A 14,902-nucleotide genomic window follows, 5' to 3' on the forward strand; every position below is an offset into this window, starting at 1 on the left:
GCCCTCCCCTTTCTCCGTGCTCACGGTCCTACTGCGGCTCCGGGCCGCCGACCAGGCCCGCGTTGGCGCCGGGGAACGGGTCGGTCGCGCCGCCGGTGGCTCCGCCGAGGAGGCCGCCGGTGGCTCCGGCCGTCGTGCCGCCGGGGCGGTTGTCGCCCGGCTTGTTGTCACCGCCGGGCTTGCCCGGCTTCCCGGGCTTGCGCGGGGTCGTCGGCGGGCTGGGGGTGTTGTTCCGGCCGCCGTTGTTGCCGCCGGTGCCGTTGCCACCGCCGCCGCCCGGAACCGAGGGCTCCGGGATGTTGACCGTGACGAACCCGGGCGCCTCGCGGCCGGACAGCGAGCCGGAGACCGCGTCCTTCCAGATCGGGCCCGGCAGGCCACCGCCGAAGACCTTCGGGTAGTACGTCCCGCCGATGGTGATGTCCTCCATCGTGATCTTCTTCGCGCCGCCCGAACCGACCCACACCGCTCCGGACAGGTTCGGCGTGTAGCCGACGAACCAGGCGTTGTAGCGGCCGTCCGTCGTACCGGTCTTGCCCGCGTTGTCCCGGTCGGTCAGGCCGGCCCGCTCACCCGTACCGGAGTCGACCACTCCGCGCAGCAGGGTGTTGATCGTGTCGGCGGTGTCCTGGGACATGGCCCGGTCGCACTTGGTCTTCGGCACCGCGAGCGCCTTGCCGTGCGCGTCGGTGATCGACTCCAGGGCGATCGGGGTGCAGTAGACGCCCCGGTTGGCGAAGGTCGCGTAGGCGTTGGCCATCGTCAGCGGGGACATCTCGGCGGAGCCGAGCGCGATGGACGGCTCCTCGGGCAGCTTCACGCCGCTGGCCGGGACCACGCCGAGCTTCTGCGTCATCTCCGTGACCGGGCACAGCCCGATGTCCGAGATCATCTGCACGAAGTACGTGTTGATGGACTTCTCCATCGCCGTCTTCAGCGCGTACGGACCCTGCTCGTCCGGGGTCTCGTTCTCCGCCGTCTGCAGCTTGCCGTTGGCGAGCGGCAGGTTCTGCCAGTTCGAGCCGTCGCACCGCGACACGGGGCTCGGGTAGTCCATCTTGTTCGGCGCCGAGTACACCTTCGTCGGCTCCATGCCCCGCTCTATGGCGGCGGCCGCGATGAACGGCTTGAACGTCGAACCCACCTGGAAGCCGAAGTTGGACCCGCCCATCCGCTTGTCCACGGAGTAGTTGATCTGCGTTTCGTTCTTCCCGAAGCCGTACGGCTTCGACTGACCCATCGCCAGCACCCGTCCGGTGCCCGGCTGGACCATGGTCACGGCCGTCGCGATCGAGTCGTCCTCGTTCACGTGGTCCTTGATCGAGGCGTTCGCGGCGTCCTGCGACTGCGGGTCCAGGGTCGTGCGGACCGTCAGGCCGCCCTGGTTCCAGATCTTCGCGCGCTCCTCGCGGGTCTTGCCGAACACCGGGTCCGACAGGAAGGTGTTGCGCACGTAGTCACAGAAGAAGCCCGCGCCCTTGACCGCGGTGATGCAGCCGTTCTTCGGCCGGGTCACCTTCAGGACGACCGGCTTCTTCTTCGCCTCGTCCGCCTCCGCCTGCGAGATGTCCTTCATGTCGGCCATCCGCTGGAGGACGACGTTGCGGCGCTTCGTGGCCTCCTGCGCGTCGTTCACCGGGTCGAACCGGCTCGGCGACTGCACGACGCCCGCCAGGAGCGCGGACTCCTCGAGGGTCAGGTCCTTGGCCGGCTTACTGAAGTAGCGCTGCGCCGCGGATTCGATTCCGTACGCCTGCTGGCCGAAGTAGGTGATGTTCAGGTAGTTCTCGAGGATCTTCTTCTTCCCGAGCTCCTCCTCGACCTGGATCGAGTACTTCAGCTCGCGGATCTTGCGCCCGAGGCTCTTCTCCTGCGCTTCGCGGACCTTGGACTCGTCGTCGCCGGCCTCCTCGACGAAGACGTTCTTCACGTACTGCTGCGTCAGTGTGGAGGCGCCCTGCGCGGCGCCGCCCTCCTGCGCGTTGCGGTTCACCGCGCGCAGGATGCCCTTGAGGTCGACCGCGCCGTGTTCGTAGAAACGGGAGTCCTCGATCGCGACGATCGCCTTCTGCATGTACGGCGAGATGGCCGTGAGCGGGACCACCTGGCGGTCCCGTGAATAGACGGTGGCGATCAAGCCACCTTCCGCGTCCAGAATCGTGGTGCGCTGGCTCAGCGGAGGAGTCTTCAGATTGGCCGGGATCTCGTCGAAACCCTCGACGGTCCCCTTGGCCGCTAGCCCCAGCGCGCCTGCGCCCGGGATCGCGATGCCGGCGAGTACGACTCCGGAGAGAACGGACACCCCGAGGAACTTGGCGGCCTGCTGTGGCCCCGTGAGCCCGCCGCCCGAGCGCTTCTTTCCCATGGAGGGCAGCCTACGTTCTCATTCGCCGGACACACGCGAATGCCTTGGCCTAAGCTGACCCCAACTGTCACAGGAGCGCGGTGCGACATCAACCCCTCGGCTTGATTTTCACCCTTCCCGAATGGGGTGGACTCATGTCCGAATCCCGCCCTTCCCTCTGACGGCTGCGCACCGGCGCTTTCCCGATTTCACCCGAATCGCCGGAATGGCCGGGCATGTCGCCGGATCACTCCGTCGGGTGATCTGCCGCTTACCCATAGTCCGTTCGGACCATTCAAGATTGGGCCCGTCGGGGGTGTTGCACTGTGCCCACCTTCCGTAACGTCCTCAACTGGCAGCGGTGAATATGCCGCTACCGCCGTGGGGGAGCCTCGATTCGGGAGAGGACGGCGCCGGGATGGGCTGGGTTACCGACTGGAGTGCGCAGGCAGCCTGCCGCACTACCGATCCGGATGAACTGTTCGTTCAAGGAGCGGCACAGAACAGGGCCAAGGCGGTGTGCACCGGATGTCCGGTGCGGACCGAGTGCCTGGCCGACGCGCTCGACAATCGTGTCGAGTTCGGAGTATGGGGCGGAATGACCGAGCGGGAACGACGCGCTTTGCTGCGCCGGCGTCCCACCGTCACCTCGTGGCGACGGCTGCTCGAAACCGCCCGCACGGAGTACGAGCGCAGCACGGGCATCCTCACCGTGGATGTCGACGCGGAGATCGACGTTTCGTACGAGACGTACGCGGCAGCCGGGTAACCACCCGGGCGCCGCGTCGGGCAGCCGGGCGATCACCCGGGTGCCACGTCGTACGAACGCCTACGCTCCGGCCGGAACCCCGGCCGCGAGCCGCTCTCCGATGGCCCGCAGCCCGGCGAGGTCGTGCACATCGCCGGGCAGGGCGGCCACCTGTACCACCGCCACTTCGGGGTGGAGCGAGGTGAAGCGGTCGCGTGTGCGCTGTTCGCGCGCGATCACCTGCATCCGTTCGGCATGCAGGCGCAACAACCCTGCGGTGATCTCGTCCACGTCGCTGGTGTCGTGGAGGTCCTCGTCCGCGCCGGGGGAGCCGTCCTCGGCGGCGTCACGAAGTCCAGCTTTCCCGGACTCCTGATCGACAATGCCGCCTTCTTCAAGATTCTCTGCGGCGGCCAGGGCCCGCTCGGCGGACAGCCGCGCGGCATCGCTCCCGTGCACCCGGTTCAGCACCAGGCCGGCCAGCGGCATCCGTTCCGCGGCCAGCCGCTCCACGAAGTACGCCGCCTCGCGCAGGGCGTCCGGCTCGGGAGCCGCGACCACGAGGAAGGCCGTACCCGGAGCCTGGAGCAGCTGGAACGTCGCGTCCGCGCGGGTGCGGAACCCGCCGAACATCGTGTCCATCGCCGCCACGAAGGTCTGTACGTCCTTCAGCAGCGAGGCACCCATCAACTTGCTCAGCGTGCCGGTCATCATCGACATGCCGACATTCAGGAACTTCATACCGGCCCGCCCGCCGACCTTCGCCGGAGCCATCAGCACCCGGATGAACTTCCCGTCCAGGAACGACCCGAGCCGCTTCGGCGCGTCGAGGAAGTCCAGTGCCGACCGGCTCGGCGGGGTGTCCACCACGATCAGGTCCCAGTCGTCCCTGGCCCGCAGCTGCCCCAGCTTCTCCATCGCCATGTACTCCTGCGTGCCCGCGAAACCGGCCGACAGGGACTGGTAGAAGGGGTTCGCCAGGATCGCCCGCGCCCGCTCGCCGTCCGCGTGCGATTCGACGATCTCGTCGAACGTCCGCTTCATGTCGAGCATCATGGCGTGCAGTTCGCCCTCGCCCTCGACGCCCGCCACCCGCCGCGGCGTGTTGTCCAGCGAGTCGATCCCCATCGACTGGGCCAGCCTGCGGGCCGGGTCGATGGTCAGCACGACCGCCTTGCGCCCCCGCTCGGCCGCCCGTACGCCGAGCGCCGCGGCCGTCGTGGTCTTGCCGACCCCGCCCGCGCCGCAGCACACGATGATCCGCGTCTTCGGGTCGTCCAGCAGCGCGTCGACCGCCAGTTGCGCGGGAGTGTCCAGGCCCACCGTGTTCCCACCCTCACTCATCGGCGTCCGCCTGCTTGCGGAGTTCCGTAGCCAGCTCGTACAGCCCGGCCAGCTCCATCCCCGAGCCGAGCAGGGGGAGTTCGTACGTCGGCACGTCCAGCCCCGCCAGCACCGCGCGCTGCTCCCGTTCCAGCTCCACCCGGCTCGCGTGCTCGGCGGCCTGCGCCAGCAGCGGCTCCACCAGCCGCTCGGCCAGCCCGCCCCGCCGCGCGCCGCCGAGCCCCGCCCGGGACAGGGCCTTGGCGATGTCGGCGCGGCGGCCTTCGGCGGCCTCGCGCAGGGTGCTCTCGTCCAGGTGGTGCGGGCGCACCATGTTGACGAAGATCCGGCCCACCGGAAGCCCCGCCTCCTGGAGTTCCGCGATGCCGTCCGCGGTCTCCTGGACGGGCATCTCCTCCAGCAGGGTCACCAGGTGCACGGCCGTGTCGGGGGACTTGAGCACCTTCATGACGGCCTGCGCCTGGTTGTGGATGGGCCCGAACCGGGCCAGCCCCGCCACCTCGTCGTTGACGTTCAGGAAGCGGGTGATCCGCCCGGTCGGCGGCGCGTCCATGATCACGTGGTCGTAGACGAACCGGCCCGCCTTGTCCTTGCGCCGGACCGCCTCGCACGCCTTGCCGGTCAGCAGGACGTCCCGCAGACCGGGGGCGATCGTCGTCGCGAAGTCGATCGCGCCGAGCTTCTTGAGGGCGCGCCCGGCCGAGCCGAGCTTGTAGAACATCTGGAGGTAGTCCAGCAGCGCCCGCTCCGCGTCGATGGCGACCGCGTACACCTCACCCCCGCCGGGCGCGACGGCGATCTTGCGCTCCTCGTAGGGGAGCGCCTCCGTGCCGAAAAGCTGTGCGATGCCCTGCCTGCCCTCGACCTCCACGAGAAGAGTCCGCCTGCCCTCGCGTGCGAGGGAGAGCGCGAGTGCCGCGGCGACCGTGGTCTTGCCGGTGCCGCCCTTGCCGCTGACCACCTGGAGCCTGCTCACAGCGTCCGAGCCTAACCACTCCCGCGCAGGCATTACGCTCGGCCCCATGACCAAGAAGTTCGAATACGCGACGGTCCCCCTGCTGGTTCACGCCACCAAGCAGATCCTGGACACCTGGGGCGAGGACGGCTGGGAGCTCGTCCAGGTCGTGCCCGGCCCGAACAACCCCGAGCAGCTCGTGGCGTACCTCAAGCGGGAGAAGGCATGAGCGGCGTCGTCGAGGCGAGGATCGCCGAGCTCGGCCTGACCCTCCCCGAGGTCGTCCCGCCGCTGGCCGCCTACCAGCCGGCCGTCCGGTCGGGTGCGTACGTGTACACCGCCGGGCAGCTCCCGATGGTCAAGGGCAAGCTCCCGCTGACCGGCAAGGTCGGCGCCGAGGTGTCGGCGGAGCAGGCCAAGCAGCTGGCCGCGACCTGCGCGCTGAACGCGCTGGCCGCCGTCAAGTCCGTGGTCGGTGACCTCGACAAGATCGCCCGCATCGTCAAGGTCGTCGGCTTCATCGCCTCGGCCCCCGACTTCACGGCCCAGCCGGGTGTGCTGAACGGTGCGAGCGAGCTGCTGGGCGAGATCCTCGGCGACAAGGGCATCCACGCCCGCAGCGCCGTCGGCGTGGCGGTCCTCCCGCTGGACGCCCCGGTAGAGGTCGAGATCCAGGTGGAGCTCGTTCCCTCCGCCTGAGGCACCACCGTTCTCCGACGCGCCGGACTCCGTCCGGCGCGTCGTGGTCGTTCCGGCCGCTCCGCGCAGCGGGACACCCCCGGCCGGAGCCGCCCGGTGCCCCCGAGGGGGGCCTCGAACATCGGGCCGGATGGCCGTAGCATCCGGCCATGCCGAATGGTCAGCACCGTCCGTCGTCCCCCCAGCCCGCCGGAGGCCAGTGGTACCCCCCGGAGTGGCCCGACCGCATCCGCGCCCTCGCGGACGGCGAGCTCACCCCGGTCCCGCCCAAACGCGCCGCCACGGTGATGCTGCTCCGCGACACCCCCGCCGGCCCGGCCGTGCACATGCTGCGCCGCCGCGCCTCGATGGCCTTCGCCGGGGGCGCCTACGCCTACCCCGGCGGCGGGGTCGACCCCCGCGACGAGGACCGCCGCATCGGCTGGGCCGGACCCGGCCGGGACGCCTGGGCGGCCCGCCTCGGCACGGACGCCGCCACCGCCCAGGCCATCGTCTGCGGAGCCGTCCGCGAGACCTTCGAGGAGGCCGGCGTGCTCCTGGCGGGGGAGACCCCCGACGCGGTCGTCGGCGACACCACCGGCGACGACTGGGAGGCCGACCGCGAGGCCCTCGTGGCGCGCGAGCTGTCCTTCGCCGAGTTCCTCGACCGCCGCGGCCTGGTGCTGCGCTCCGACCTGCTCGGCGCGTGGGCCCGCTGGATCACCCCGGAGTTCGAGCCCCGCCGCTACGACACCTGGTTCTTCGTCGCCGCCCTCCCGGAGGGCCAGCGCACCCGCAACGCCTCCACCGAGGCCGACCGGACCGTCTGGATCCGCCCCGCCGACGCCGCCGCCCGCTACGACGGGGGCGAGCTGCTGATGATGCCGCCCACCATCTCCACCCTGCGCTCCCTGGAGCCCCACGCCAGCGCCGCCGCCGCGCTGGCGGCGGCCGCCGCGCAGGACCTGACGCCCGTCCTGGCGCGGGCCGCCCTCGTGGACGGCGAGCTGGTGCTCAGCTGGCCGGGGCACGACGAGTTCACCAAGCGCGTCCGCCCGGGAGGCACCGCATGACCGACGCCGCCGTACTCCCCGGCCAGCCCCGCGGAGTCGTCTCCTCCGGTCCCGCGACCGCCCGCGCCGTCAACGTCCTGGCACCCAACGCCTCGGCCATGACCCTGGACGGCACCAACACCTGGCTCGTCTCGGAGCCCGGTTCCGAGCTGGCCGTCGTCATCGACCCGGGCCCGCTGGACGAGTCCCACCTGCGGGCCGTCGTCGCCGCCGCCGAGCAGGCCGGCAAGCGCGTCGCGCTGACCCTCCTCACGCACGGCCACCCCGACCACGCCGAGGGCGCCGGCCGCTTCGCCGAGCTGACCGGTACGAAGGTCCGCGCCCTCGACCCCGCGCTGCGGCTCGGCGACGAGGGCCTGGCCGCCGGGAGCGTGATCCGCACCGGCGGCCTGGAGCTGCGCGTGGTGGCCACCCCCGGTCACACCGCCGACTCGCTCTGCTTCCACCTGCCCGCCGACCGGGCCGTCCTCACCGGGGACACGATCCTGGGCCGCGGCACCACCGTCGTCGCGCACCCCGACGGCCGCCTCGGCGACTACCTGGACTCCCTGCGCCGCCTGCGGTCCCTCACCGTCGACGACGGGGTCACCACCGTCCTCCCGGGCCACGGACCGGTCCTGGAGGACGCCCAGGGCGCCGTGGAGTACTACCTGGCCCACCGCGCCCACCGGCTCGCGCAGGTGGAGACGGCGGTGGAGAACGGCTTCGTCACCCCCGAGGCCGTCGTCGCCCAGGTCTACGCCGATGTGGACCGCTCGCTCTGGCCCGCGGCCACGTGGTCGGTACAGGCACAGCTGGAGTACCTTCGCGATCACGGACTGATCCCGGGGGGACCTGAATGAACATGCTGTTCCTGCTGCTCGCGCTGCTCGCCACCGCCGGCTGGATCACCTCGACGGTGACCCTGCGGATGAGGGCCCTGGAGGACCGCGCCGACCGCCTGGAGCGCCGCCTGGGCCTGGTGCTGGACCACTTCGGCATCGAGGAGCCGGAGCCGGCCGGGCTGGACGACGTACGGGCCCTGGTGCGCGACGGCCGCACGGTCTCGGCCATCAAGCGCTACCGGGAGATCACCGGTGCGGGCCTGGTGGACGCGAAGCGGGCCGTGGAGGCCCTGGACGTGTCCCGGCGGGCGTAGCCCGCGCGGCTAGCGCGGCGCCTTCGTCCCGTGCCGGGCCGTGTACTCGGCCGCGAGCCAGGGGCCGAGGTCCTCGACGTACCCGCGCACCACGTCCCGGTCCGCGACCGGGGCCAGGGCCACGGCGGCCGCGTCCCGCATCTGGGCGGCCCGCCGCGGGTAGTAGCGGCCGAAGACCTCCGCCGATTCGGTGAGGTCGCTGGTCCAGCCGCCCCACCGGGGCATGACCAGCGTGAATCCGGTGCGCACCAGGTGCCGGGAGAAGCCCCGGCTCATCCGGCGGTACTCGGCGGGCTCCGAGGCGGCCTCGAACCGCTCCCGCCACCGTGCCAGTACGAGGGCCAGGTCGCCGTTGGTCTCCCGGGCCAGCAGGCTGTCCGGACGGTACCGGGGCAGGTGCTCGGCCAGGTCGGCGCCGAGCAGCGGCGTGCACAGGCAGGCCAGGAACCAGCCCAGGTCGTACCGTTCCCGCTCGCTCAGCAGCCGGTCCTTGCCGTAGAGCAGGATGCCGACCCCGTCGGTCTCGGGGAACTCCTGGTCGAGTACGCGGCCCAGCACCTCGGCGGTGTCCCGGTCCTCGTCGCAGGGTTCCCGGTGCAGGGCCAGCAGCAGGTCGAGGTCCGAGCGCCCGGGCCGGGCGGTCCCGCGCGGCACGGAACCGTAGAGGTACGCGCTGTGCAGCCGGGGCCCGTACGCCTCGGCGATCCGGCCCCGCGCGGCGGCGACCGGCGCCGCGAAGGCGGGCTGGACCAGCCCGAGGGACCCCTCCCGCTCGAAGTACCCGTACGCGTCGAGGCCTCTGCGCTCCATACCCCGATCATCCAGCCCCGCCGGCGTTCGAGGCGCGGGGGCCCGGGGGCGGAGCCCCCGCAACGGCGCCGCACGGGACACGCGAAAGGGGACCCCGCCCACCGGGCGGGACCCCCTCACAGCGAAAGCCAAGCGTCAGCGCGAGCGCTTCGCGAGGCGCTCCACGTCCAGCAGGATCACGGCGCGGGCCTCCAGCCGCAGCCAGCCGCGGCCCGCGAAGTCGGCCAGGGCCTTGTTCACGGTCTCGCGGGAGGCGCCGACGAGCTGGGCCAGCTCCTCCTGCGTCAGGTCGTGCACCACGTGGATGCCCTCCTCCGACTGCACGCCGAAGCGGCGCGACAGGTCGAGGAGCGCACGGGCCACACGGCCCGGAACGTCGGAGAAGACCAGGTCGGACATCTGGTCGTTGGTCTTGCGCAGGCGCCGGGCGACGGCGCGCAGCAGCGCGGTGGCGACCTCGGGCCGGGCGTTCAGCCACGGCTGCAGGTCACCGTGGCCGAGGCCGAGGAGCTTGACCTCGGTCAGGGCGGTGGCGGTGGCGGTGCGCGGGCCCGGGTCGAAGAGCGACAGCTCGCCGATCAGCTCGCCGGGGCCGAGGACGGCCAGCATGTTCTCGCGGCCGTCGGGGGAGGTGCGGTGGAGCTTCACCTTGCCCTCGGTCACGACATACAGCCGGTCGCCGGGGTCGCCCTCGTGGAACAGGGCGTCACCGCGTGCGAGGGTCACCTCGCCCATGGAGGCGCGGAGCTCCGCGGCCTGCTCGTCATCGAGCGCCGCGAAGAGCGGGGCGCGCCGCAGAACGTCGTCCACGAGTCTCTCTCCTATGTCGACCAGCTCAGGGGACCGGTCTCCCATTTTGCCGGACGGCTCAAACAGTGCGATCAATCACTACTAAGGATGCCGGACGGACGCGCGTGCTGTGTGGTGGGCGACCGATCGGGGTGGTGTTACCTGAGGTCCGGGCGGGTGTCAGCGCCCGGCCTTAGGCTGGCCGGGTGTCCAATAAGCCGGTGAGAGCACAGGCCAAGGGGTCCGCAGGAGTGACGGCGGCCCAGAATTCAGCCGTGGGCGAACAAGCCCCTGCGGAGGCGTCCGGGAAGGCCCGGCCCGCCTCCCAGGGCAAAGCTTCGGCCAAGAAACCGAAGGCCGCGACGGCGGTCGCGGCCGGGGCGTCGGGCAAAGGCAAGCCCGAATCCCGCCTGGCCATGATCCGCCGGGCCCGCCGGATCAACCGCGAGCTCGCCGAGGTGTACCCGTACGCCCATCCGGAGCTGGACTTCCGCAATTCCTTCGAGCTCCTGGTCGCCACCGTCCTGTCCGCGCAGACCACCGACCTCCGTGTGAACCAGACGACCCCGGCCCTGTTCGCCGCCTACCCGACCCCCGAGGACATGGCGGCGGCCGACCCGGAGCGGCTGGAGGAGCTGATTCGCCCGACCGGGTTCTTCCGGATGAAGGCGAAGTCCCTCCTCGGCCTCTCGCAGGCCCTGCGGGACCGGTTCGACGGAGAGGTGCCCGGCCGCCTCGAAGACCTGGTCACGCTGCCCGGCGTGGGCCGCAAGACGGCCAACGTGGTCCTCGGCAACGCCTTCGGAGTCCCCGGGATCACCGTCGACACCCACTTCGGGCGGCTGGTGCGCCGCTTCAAGTGGACCGAGCAGCAGGACCCCGAGAAGGTCGAGGCGGAGATCTGCGGGATCTTCCCGAAGAGCGACTGGACGATGCTCTCGCACCGCGTCGTCTTCCACGGCCGCCGGATCTGCCACGCCCGCAACCCCGCCTGTGGCGCCTGCCCCATCGCCCCGCTCTGCCCGGCGTACGGGGAGGGCGAGACGGACCCGGAGAAGGCGAAGAAGCTGCTCAAGTACGAGAAGGGCGGCTACCCGGGCCAGCGCCTGTCCCCGCCCCCGGACTACCCGGGCCTCCCCGCGCCCCCGCTGGGAGCCCGTACGGAGTCCTGAGCGCGGCCGGGGCGTGCGGCGGGCCATCCGCGCGCCCCCGTAGGAACGAATCGGTACCCGGACCGCGTTCAGCGGTGTGGGAGAGGGTGTTCACAGCAGACGGTCTCTTCAGAGGAACGTGGACAGGGGTGCGTATGACGCGCGGTACGCAGGACGACACCACGGCCGCCGCCCACGAGGGCGGCGGCCTGGCGCTCAGCACCGTCGGCCTGCCCGAGTGGCTCGACCCGGTGGTGGAGGCGGCCCGCACCGTGCGCCCGAGCCAGCTCAGCCGCTTCCTGCCCCCCGAGGACGGCCGGGGCCGGCAGTCCGCCGTGCTGATCCTCTTCGGCGAGGGCCCGCGCGGCCCCGAGCTGCTGCTCCAGGAGCGCGCCGGCACCCTGCGCTCGCATGCGGGCCAGCCCTCCTTCCCCGGCGGCGCCCTCGACCCGGAGGACGGCGACCCGCACACCACCGGCCCGCTGCGCGCCGCGCTGCGCGAGGCCGAGGAGGAGACCGGCCTCGATCCGGCCGGCGTCCAGCTCTTCGGGGTGCTGCCCCGGCTCTACATCCCGGTCAGCGAGTTCGTCGTGACCCCGGTGCTCGGCTGGTGGCGCGAACCCTCCCCGGTCGGCGCGGTGAACCCGGCCGAGACGGCCCGGGTCTTCACGGTGCCCGTGGCGGATCTCACGGAGCCCGAACACCGGGTCACCGTGGTCCATCCCAGAGGCCACCAAGGCCCCGCATTCACGGTCGAATCGGCACTGGTCTGGGGCTTCACCGCCGGGGTGATCGACCGGATCCTGCACTTCGCGGGCTGGGAGCGCCCGTGGGACCGCTCACGTCACGTCCCGCTCGACTGGCACGCATGAGACGGTGGCCCACGTGAACGTGCTGGACATCCTGTTGCTGGTCGCCGCCGTGTGGTTCGCGATCGTGGGCTACCGCCAGGGGTTCGTCGTCGGCATCCTGTCGGTGATCGGCTTCCTCGGCGGTGGTCTCGTCGCCGTGGCCCTGCTGCCCCTGATCTGGGACCGGGTGACCGACAACGGCACCCAGGTGACCACCACCGTCGTCGTCATCGCCGTTGTCGTGATCATCATCTGTGCCTCGATCGGCCAGGCGCTGACCACCCATCTCGGCAACCGCCTCCGACGCCACATCACATGGTCGCCCGCCCGCGCGCTCGACGCGACCGGCGGAGCGCTGGTCAACGTCGTCGCGATGCTGCTGGTGGCCTGGCTGATCGGCTCGGCGCTCGCGGGGACCTCGCTTCCCACGCTCGGCAAGGAGGTCCGCAACTCCAAGGTGCTCCTCGGCGTGTCGCGGGTGCTCCCGGCGCAGGCGAACACCTGGTTCTCGGACTTCAGTTCCACCCTCGCCCGCAACGGCTTCCCGCAGGTCTTCAGCCCGTTCTCCAACGAGCCCATCACCGAGGTGAAGGCGCCCGACCCGGCCCTCGCCCGCAGCGCGGTCGCCGAGCAGGCGAAGCTCTCGATCGTGAAGGTCGTCGGCACCGCGCCCAGTTGCAGCAAGGTCCTGGAGGGCACCGGCTTCGTCTTCGCGCCCGGCAAGGTGATGACCAACGCCCATGTCGTCGGCGGGGTCATCGAGCCGACCGTACAGATCGGCGGCGAGGGCAAGCTCTACGACGGCAAGGTCGTGCTCTACGACTGGGAGCGCGACATCGCCGTCCTGGACGTGCCCAAGCTGCGCGCCCCGGCCCTGGAGTTCACCGACAAGGACGCCACGAGCAGCAGCGACGCCATCGTGGCCGGCTTCCCGGAGAACGGCGCCTACGACGTCCGCGCGGCCCGCGTCCGCGGCCGGATCAACGCCAACGGCCCGGACATCTACCACCGGGGCACCGTCCGCCGCGACGTCTACTCCCTGTACGCGACGGTCCGCCAGGGCAACTCCGGCGGCCCGCTGCTGACGCCCGAGGGCCGGGTGTACGGGGTCGTCTTCGCGAAGTCGCTCGACGACCCGAACACCGGTTACGCCCTGACGGCGGACGAGATCCGCGACGACATCCGCCTCGGAAGGACCGCCGACCGCCGGGTCGACACCCAGGGTTGCGCGCTCTGACGTCCTACATCCGTGGATGGCGCAGCCGCGCCGAGACCCAGCGGGCGCGGCGGCGCAGGATGCGCGGGATGCCCAGCCGTGGGTCGTCGTGGCCGTCCCGGCCGGTCCTGTCGTGCGTGCCCGGCGCTGTGGCCGAGCGGCGTTCGCGTGCGGTGTCACCGTGGTCGTGCGTCCAGCCCATACAACGAGCTGTGCCCGGGGCCCAAGGTCCGTAATCCCCCGCGGGGCGGCCAATTGGCCTATGCGCCGGGCAATTGAATGCCCGTAGGACAGTCGCACAAAAGGCCTGCCGCCCCGTCAGGGATCCGGCGGACAGGCCGTCAGCGGTCGGGCTCGGGGTCCTTCAGCCAGTTCACCAGCTCGGTGGAGAAGGCCGCCGGGTCCTCCTCGTGGGGGAAGTGCCCCAGGCCGTCGAAGAGCCGCCAGCGGTACGGGGCTTCGACGTACTGCCCGGAACCGGCCGCGCTCCGGGTCCGCATGACCGGGTCCAGCGAACCGTGCAGGTGCAGCGTCGGCACCCGTACGGGCCGCTTCATCCGCCGGTAGAACTGCAGTCCGTCCGGCCGGGCCATCGAGCGCATCATCCAGCGGTACGGCTCGATCGAGCAGTGCGCGGTGGAGGGGATGCACATCGCCCGCCGGTACACGGCGAGGGCCTCCTCGTCGGCGCCCTCCGCCCCGCCGGCCTGCAGCCGCGGCCCGGACCACTCCCGGATCAGCTCCCCTACGAGCGCACCGTCATCGGCGACCAGCTGCCGCTCGGGGACGAACGGCCGCTGGAACCCCCAGATGTGGGAGCTCGCCCGGGTCTGCCCGAAGTCCGCCAGCATCGCCGAACGCCAGCGGCGCGGATGCGGCATGGAGGAGACGACCAGCCGGCGCACCAGCTTGGGCCGCATCACGGCCGCCGTCCAGGCGAGGTAGCCGCCCAGGTCGTGGCCGACGAGGGCGGCGTCCGGCTCGCCCAGGGACCGTACGACCCCGGTGATGTCCAGCGCCAGGTTCGCGGGGTCGTAGCCGCGCGGGGTGCGGTCGCTGCCGCCCACCCCGCGCAGGTCCATGGCCACCGCGCGGTATCCGGCGTCCGCGAGCGCGGTGAGCTGGTGCCGCCAGGTCCACCAGAACTGCGGGAACCCGTGCAGCAGGAGGACCAGCGGACCGTCGCCGAGTTCGGCGACGTGGAAGCGGGCCCCGTTCGCGGCGACGTCCCGGTGGGTCACCGCTCTCCCGCCGGGGAGGTCCATCCGGACCGCCGAAGCGGCGGTGGGCGCAGGGCTGGAGTCCGGCGAGGGCGCTGTCATGAGGACGAGCGTGCCACACCCACAGCCTGGTCACTCACCGGCCGCGGGTGCGGCTTGACGGTTCCGACGAGCGCGGCGGTCTGCTTGACGGACTCGATGGTCTTCACCGGCGGCTTGACCTTCTTGAACTTCACCACGGCCAGGAGCCCGATCAGGCCCGCGAGCAGCCAGAACACGCCCCCGACGATGAGGAAGGACCAGGCCAGGCCGAGACCGAGATTGTGGATCCCGTAGGCCGCGGCGAAACTCAGTACGGGGAGGGAGAAGAGCAGCAGCACGCCCGCCACGATCGCGGCGCCGCTGCCGATGCCCGCGCGCTTGACGTCCTGCTTGATCTCGACCTTGGCGAGGGCGATCTCGTCGTGCACCAGGGCCGACATCTCGGCGGTGGCCGAGGCGACCAGCTGGCCGAGCGTGCGCTCGGCTCCCGGAGCCTCTTGGTCCACTGCGCTCATCTCTGACTCCCTCTGTCGTCTGCTGCCG

General features: G+C 71.6%; 17 protein-coding genes. 9 read left to right on the forward strand and 8 right to left on the reverse strand.

All coding sequences use genetic code 11. The features are described 5' to 3' along the window. Positions 1–28 precede the first annotated feature (28 nt). Positions 29–2,365 carry a transglycosylase domain-containing protein gene (locus ACFV0Q_RS14475; RefSeq protein WP_385005037.1) on the reverse strand — a complete coding sequence of 779 codons (2,337 nt, stop codon included), beginning with the start codon at positions 2,363–2,365 and terminating at the stop codon, positions 29–31. A gap of 397 nt (positions 2,366–2,762) precedes the next feature. Between ACFV0Q_RS14475 and ACFV0Q_RS14480 the strand changes: the two genes are divergently transcribed. Further along, complete coding sequence (locus ACFV0Q_RS14480; protein WP_030228569.1) at positions 2,763–3,113, forward strand: WhiB family transcriptional regulator; 351 nt, start codon at positions 2,763–2,765, stop codon at positions 3,111–3,113. 60 nt (positions 3,114–3,173) lie between these two features. Here the strand turns inward: ACFV0Q_RS14480 and ACFV0Q_RS14485 are convergent, their stop codons facing one another. After that, entirely contained in the window at positions 3,174–4,436 is a 1,263-nt protein-coding gene (locus ACFV0Q_RS14485) for an ArsA family ATPase (RefSeq protein ID WP_385005039.1), read from the reverse strand. After that, positions 4,429–5,412, reverse strand: coding sequence for an ArsA-related P-loop ATPase (locus ACFV0Q_RS14490; protein WP_385005041.1), 984 nt, complete (start codon positions 5,410–5,412; stop codon positions 4,429–4,431). The genes ACFV0Q_RS14485 and ACFV0Q_RS14490 overlap by 8 nt, the downstream gene beginning before the upstream one ends. A 46-nt stretch (positions 5,413–5,458) precedes the next feature. On the opposite strand from ACFV0Q_RS14490, the gene ACFV0Q_RS14495 reads away from it, so the two are divergent. From ACFV0Q_RS14495 to ACFV0Q_RS14515, 5 genes are all read left to right on the forward strand, one after another. Beyond that, positions 5,459–5,620 (forward strand): DUF4177 domain-containing protein, encoded by a 162-nt coding sequence (locus tag ACFV0Q_RS14495; protein ID WP_007264966.1) that lies wholly within the window; start codon positions 5,459–5,461, stop codon positions 5,618–5,620. Further along, positions 5,617–6,090: a RidA family protein gene (locus ACFV0Q_RS14500; RefSeq protein WP_385005043.1), complete on the forward strand. Its 474-nt coding sequence runs from the start codon at positions 5,617–5,619 to the stop codon at positions 6,088–6,090. The genes ACFV0Q_RS14495 and ACFV0Q_RS14500 overlap by 4 nt, the downstream gene beginning before the upstream one ends. 149 nt (positions 6,091–6,239) lie before the next feature. After that, on the forward strand, positions 6,240–7,142 hold the full coding sequence (locus ACFV0Q_RS14505) for an NUDIX hydrolase (protein WP_385005045.1): 903 nt from the start codon (positions 6,240–6,242) through the stop codon (positions 7,140–7,142). After that, entirely contained in the window at positions 7,139–7,984 is an 846-nt protein-coding gene (locus ACFV0Q_RS14510) for an MBL fold metallo-hydrolase (protein WP_385005047.1), read from the forward strand. The genes ACFV0Q_RS14505 and ACFV0Q_RS14510 overlap by 4 nt, the downstream gene beginning before the upstream one ends. Further along, positions 7,981–8,280, forward strand: coding sequence for a hypothetical protein (locus ACFV0Q_RS14515; protein WP_385005049.1), 300 nt, complete (start codon positions 7,981–7,983; stop codon positions 8,278–8,280). Before ACFV0Q_RS14510 ends, ACFV0Q_RS14515 begins: the two co-directional genes overlap by 4 nt. Before the next feature lie 9 nt (positions 8,281–8,289). Here ACFV0Q_RS14515 and ACFV0Q_RS14520 read toward each other — a convergent pair whose 3' ends face one another. Both ACFV0Q_RS14520 and ACFV0Q_RS14525 read right to left on the reverse strand, forming a co-directional pair. Continuing rightward, on the reverse strand, positions 8,290–9,090 hold the full coding sequence (locus ACFV0Q_RS14520; protein WP_385005051.1) for a nucleotidyltransferase domain-containing protein: 801 nt from the start codon (positions 9,088–9,090) through the stop codon (positions 8,290–8,292). Positions 9,091–9,225: 135 nt separating this feature from the next. Further along, positions 9,226–9,900: a Crp/Fnr family transcriptional regulator gene (locus ACFV0Q_RS14525; protein ID WP_003981529.1), complete on the reverse strand. Its 675-nt coding sequence runs from the start codon at positions 9,898–9,900 to the stop codon at positions 9,226–9,228. 254 nt (positions 9,901–10,154) lie between these two features. Here ACFV0Q_RS14525 and nth point away from each other — a divergent pair, with 254 nt between their 5' ends. From nth to ACFV0Q_RS14540, 3 genes are all read left to right on the forward strand, one after another. After that, the gene (gene nth / locus ACFV0Q_RS14530; RefSeq protein ID WP_385005053.1) at positions 10,155–11,051 is read left to right on the forward strand and encodes an endonuclease III; all 897 of its coding nucleotides are present in this window, start codon (positions 10,155–10,157) and stop codon (positions 11,049–11,051) included. Between the two features lie 134 nt (positions 11,052–11,185). Beyond that, positions 11,186–11,902, forward strand: a complete 717-nt coding sequence (locus tag ACFV0Q_RS14535; RefSeq protein ID WP_385005055.1) for an NUDIX hydrolase — start codon at positions 11,186–11,188, stop codon at positions 11,900–11,902. Positions 11,903–11,915: 13 nt separating this feature from the next. Next, entirely contained in the window at positions 11,916–13,118 is a 1,203-nt protein-coding gene (locus tag ACFV0Q_RS14540; RefSeq protein ID WP_385005057.1) for a MarP family serine protease, read from the forward strand. A 4-nt stretch (positions 13,119–13,122) separates the two neighbouring features. Here ACFV0Q_RS14540 and ACFV0Q_RS14545 read toward each other — a convergent pair whose 3' ends face one another. The 3 genes from ACFV0Q_RS14545 to ACFV0Q_RS14555 form a co-directional block, all read right to left on the reverse strand. After that, a complete protein-coding gene (locus ACFV0Q_RS14545; RefSeq protein WP_385005059.1) occupies positions 13,123–13,299 on the reverse strand; it encodes a hypothetical protein in 177 nt (58 codons plus the stop codon). A gap of 139 nt (positions 13,300–13,438) precedes the next feature. Further along, positions 13,439–14,419, reverse strand: a complete 981-nt coding sequence (locus tag ACFV0Q_RS14550) for an alpha/beta fold hydrolase (protein WP_385005061.1) — start codon at positions 14,417–14,419, stop codon at positions 13,439–13,441. Further along, a complete protein-coding gene (locus ACFV0Q_RS14555) occupies positions 14,416–14,874 on the reverse strand; it encodes a phage holin family protein (protein WP_385005063.1) in 459 nt (152 codons plus the stop codon). The genes ACFV0Q_RS14550 and ACFV0Q_RS14555 overlap by 4 nt, the downstream gene beginning before the upstream one ends. Positions 14,875–14,902: the final 28 nt, after the last annotated feature.

It is taken from the genome of Streptomyces sp. NPDC059564, from assembly GCF_042735575.1.
Taxonomy (GTDB): domain Bacteria; phylum Actinomycetota; class Actinomycetes; order Streptomycetales; family Streptomycetaceae; genus Streptomyces.

Excerpts from the sequence above, each read along its gene's own strand:
- ACFV0Q_RS14475 (WP_385005037.1), bottom strand. The coding sequence starts at position 2,365 with ATGGGAAAGAAGCGCTCGGGCGGCGGGCTCACGGGGCCACAGCAGGCC.
- ACFV0Q_RS14480 (WP_030228569.1), top strand. The coding sequence starts at position 2,763 with ATGGGCTGGGTTACCGACTGGAGTGCGCAGGCAGCCTGCCGCACTACC.
- ACFV0Q_RS14485 (WP_385005039.1), bottom strand. The coding sequence starts at position 4,436 with ATGAGTGAGGGTGGGAACACGGTGGGCCTGGACACTCCCGCGCAACTG.
- ACFV0Q_RS14495 (WP_007264966.1), top strand. The coding sequence starts at position 5,459 with ATGACCAAGAAGTTCGAATACGCGACGGTCCCCCTGCTGGTTCACGCC.
- ACFV0Q_RS14500 (WP_385005043.1), top strand. The coding sequence starts at position 5,617 with ATGAGCGGCGTCGTCGAGGCGAGGATCGCCGAGCTCGGCCTGACCCTC.
- ACFV0Q_RS14505 (WP_385005045.1), top strand. The coding sequence starts at position 6,240 with ATGCCGAATGGTCAGCACCGTCCGTCGTCCCCCCAGCCCGCCGGAGGC.
- ACFV0Q_RS14510 (WP_385005047.1), top strand. The coding sequence starts at position 7,139 with ATGACCGACGCCGCCGTACTCCCCGGCCAGCCCCGCGGAGTCGTCTCC.
- ACFV0Q_RS14515 (WP_385005049.1), top strand. The coding sequence starts at position 7,981 with ATGAACATGCTGTTCCTGCTGCTCGCGCTGCTCGCCACCGCCGGCTGG.
- ACFV0Q_RS14520 (WP_385005051.1), bottom strand. The coding sequence starts at position 9,090 with ATGGAGCGCAGAGGCCTCGACGCGTACGGGTACTTCGAGCGGGAGGGG.
- ACFV0Q_RS14535 (WP_385005055.1), top strand. The coding sequence starts at position 11,186 with ATGACGCGCGGTACGCAGGACGACACCACGGCCGCCGCCCACGAGGGC.
- ACFV0Q_RS14545 (WP_385005059.1), bottom strand. The coding sequence starts at position 13,299 with ATGGGCTGGACGCACGACCACGGTGACACCGCACGCGAACGCCGCTCG.
- ACFV0Q_RS14550 (WP_385005061.1), bottom strand. The coding sequence starts at position 14,419 with ATGACAGCGCCCTCGCCGGACTCCAGCCCTGCGCCCACCGCCGCTTCG.
- ACFV0Q_RS14555 (WP_385005063.1), bottom strand. The coding sequence starts at position 14,874 with ATGAGCGCAGTGGACCAAGAGGCTCCGGGAGCCGAGCGCACGCTCGGC.